This is a genomic window from Mesorhizobium sp., from assembly GCF_005063415.1.
In the GTDB taxonomy this organism is placed as follows: domain Bacteria; phylum Pseudomonadota; class Alphaproteobacteria; order Rhizobiales; family Rhizobiaceae; genus Mesorhizobium.
The window spans coordinates 336-2,332 of sequence record NZ_SUEG01000295.1; the positions used below are offsets into that span (position 1 = coordinate 336).

General features: G+C 58.6%; 2 protein-coding genes. Both read left to right on the plus strand.

Features of this window, described 5'->3' with window-relative positions; all coding sequences use genetic code 11:
• The first annotated feature begins 623 nt into the window (after positions 1–623).
• Positions 624–1,337, plus strand: a complete 714-nt coding sequence (locus E5W70_RS31940) for a ParA family protein (RefSeq protein WP_292665294.1) — start codon at positions 624–626, stop codon at positions 1,335–1,337.
• Positions 1,330–1,770: a hypothetical protein gene (locus tag E5W70_RS31945; RefSeq protein ID WP_292665292.1), complete on the plus strand. Its 441-nt coding sequence runs from the start codon at positions 1,330–1,332 to the stop codon at positions 1,768–1,770. Before E5W70_RS31940 ends, E5W70_RS31945 begins: the two co-directional genes overlap by 8 nt.
• Positions 1,771–1,997: the final 227 nt, after the last annotated feature.

Genomic DNA, 1,997 nt, shown 5'->3' on the forward strand with positions numbered 1-1,997 from the left:
GGCCCCTCTCACTGGCGCTTGCGGCAGGCATCGAGGGCTTGTCCCTCGATCGTCGGGAAAAATGTCGCACATTTTTCCGTATCCTGCCACCATCAATAGACGTGAACCTCCTACTCAATAAACCAACTTTGCGAGCGGCCACACTTCGCTCGTCCACATCGAAAAGATGGGCAGGGCCTCCGTCCCTGCCCATCTGAACGCTAAGACGCTCTCCAGTGTTCACTCCAGGACCGCTTTGTCGGCCTTTGTGTGCCCCTCGTACTCGCCCGCAAGGGACGCTCCGCTCTTCGCCCTGGCGGACTACGTGCGAGCGTCACCGACGAGCCTTCGCGCGGCTCCGGGGTTCACCACAAAAGGAGCGAAAGGCCAGCCGACTTCATCCGGTCAACGACGGGAGTTGGGCGATTGTGGAGACTTCCAGGATGGCTCAAACGGCAGCGCGCGGTTGATCTTCACGACATGTCCACACGATGTGTTTACATGCCATGACATTACGATGTGAAAGTAAGATGTGATTGAAGTATCACACGCTACGATAGTGAGGCGGGATCGCATGGTGTAAAAACGGCGTGGCGACGGCCTGGCTGCGTTTGGCTTTTGGGGACGGCAAAGAGGGATCAGACATGTCTCAAAGGATCTGCGCGATCAGCGGAAAAGGCGGCGCTGGGAAGACGACGGTCATTATCCTCGTTGCCGGCGAGTACGCTATCCAGGGAAAGAAGGTTCTTCTGATCGACGCCGATCCGCGCCAGAACCTCGCCGAATGGTGGAAGCGATGTGAGGCCAAGGATAACCTTCCGGCCAACATTGAGCTGCACGGCGCGGCAACCCAGCGAAGCTTTGAAACCGTGCTTGCCGAACAAGACGGCGTCTACGACGTCATCCTGATGGACTCACCGGGTGTCGACAGCGTTATCCGCGACACCATCATCCGCAACTCCGACCTGGTGCTGACGCCAATTCAGCCGAACCAGGATGAAATCAAGGCTGCCGGCGAAGCGGCCACCATCACGGCGGATATTGGCGACAGGGAGGGGTGCACAATTCCCCACCTCAACGTCGTGACGCGCATCTCACTTCCGGCCCGCTTTCTCGAAGCCTACAGACTAATCCGTCCGTTCATCGCCAATCTTCGCCACAATGGCTATGAATCGAGGTTGATGGAAACCGAGCTCGCGGAAAGAAATTGCTACCGCGAAATCCGTAACGGCCTCGGCACCTTGCAGATGCTCGAGCTGACCGACCCGGTCATGAAGGGTCGCGCGGAGGTCGCGGCGTTTGTGGCCGAGCTCGATCGCCATGTCGCGGCAAACCGGGAAAAGGTGGGAAATGTCTAAACCAGGCAAACTGTCCGTCTCTGATTTTCCGATCGCACCGCGACGGCCGAAGCCGGCCACATCCAAAGCCACAAGGAAGCCGCCCTCTGTGTCAGAAGAAGCAGAAGCGCGAACGGCTGCGAGGGAACCAGCAGCGCCGCCGGTTTCAGAAGCGGATGCGACAAGAGAACGGCCGCGGCGCAGTCTGCCGAACCCGAGCAGTGAAGAGCGCAAGAGCAAGGCGATCGAACGTGCTCTGGCTCAAGAGGAGGGTCGCTATCGCCTGCGCGACCTGCAGCGGGCGCACGCGCGGGAAGCCAAGCACTACGTCAATTGCCCGCTGGACTACGAGACGAAGATGCGACTGCAAAAGGCCGCCTTCGACAACGACATCAAGATGACGGTGATCATAAAGGCTGCCATCGACCAGTTCCTACGAGACAACGGCTATTGATTCGTGAGCGGTCGAAGCCTCCTGCTCGGGATCGGTATCCTTATTGGCATCTACGCCGCACCGTGGGTCGGTCGCCAAGGCATCGACTTTGGTGAAAGCTCAAAGCCGCTTCCCCATTGAACGGGCTTGTGGAATCCGCTCTCGATGCGGCCATCCGGCCATCTGACGAAATCGCCAAAGGCGAGCTGTTTCGCTTATCCAATTGGGATATCTCAATGCACGGGACT

Bases quoted from the DNA above. Each gene is read 5' to 3' on its own strand.
- E5W70_RS31940 (WP_292665294.1), top strand. From the start codon at position 624: ATGTCTCAAAGGATCTGCGCGATCAGCGGAAAAGGCGGCGCTGGGAAG.
- E5W70_RS31945 (WP_292665292.1), top strand. From the start codon at position 1,330: ATGTCTAAACCAGGCAAACTGTCCGTCTCTGATTTTCCGATCGCACCG.